Here is a 731-nt window from a genome sequence, read left to right as displayed (position 1 = left end):
GTACAGGATTTCGCGCGCGCCATCGCCGAGGCGGAGCATCACGATGCGCCCTTCTGCCGGCAACGGGCCGTCGACCCCGACCACCGGCAGGATCCGGCCGTCGACGCTCGCCCGGCACTGGTCGCCTTCGCGGGCAAGGTCGGCGATGTCGATCGACTGAATGCGCTGAACCGCCGCCATCCGCACCGCGCGGCGCCGGGCCGACAGATCGGTGAACAGGATGACCCGGTCTGCTTCGGCGACTTCGCCTGCAGCCTTCTCCGCCACCGGCACCCGGCGCGTGCCGAGCGGGCTCGACAGCTGATGGCGGGCGGCGATATTGGGAATGTCCAGCATCAGGATCGGGTTGCCGTCGTCGAGCAGGGTCGAGCCGGCATAGACCCCGGTCGCCATTACCGCCGGGGCCAGCGGCTTGACCACGAGGTCCTCGTTGTCGAGCACCCGGTCGACCACCAGCGCGAACAGATCGCCATTGGCGAGGCGGACGAACACGAACACCCCTGCCTTCAGAGCGGGCGGGTTGCGGTCACCCAGCACTTTGCCCAGAGCAATGGCGGGCACTCGCTTGCCGCGGAAAGTGACGAAGCTGGTATCGCCGAGTTCTTCGACCGTAATCGCGGACGACCGCCCGCGCGCGATCTCTTCGATGTAGGATCGGGGGATGGCATATCGGTGAGCGCCGCATTCGACCGTCAAACCGGCGATGATGCTCAGCGTCAGTGGCAATTCGA

At 67.2% G+C, this 731-nt stretch carries 1 protein-coding gene; it reads right to left on the bottom strand.

Going from position 1 to position 731, the window contains the following annotated elements; all coding sequences use genetic code 11:
* Positions 1-731, bottom strand: a 731-nt coding sequence (locus tag AC01FP_RS18360; RefSeq protein ID WP_474482292.1) for a chemotaxis protein CheW, incomplete at both ends; no start/stop codon positions are given.

The sequence above is a fragment of the Cyanobium sp. NIVA-CYA 375 genome, from assembly GCF_056108345.1.
This window is presented reverse-complemented; position numbering and strand designations above follow the sequence as displayed.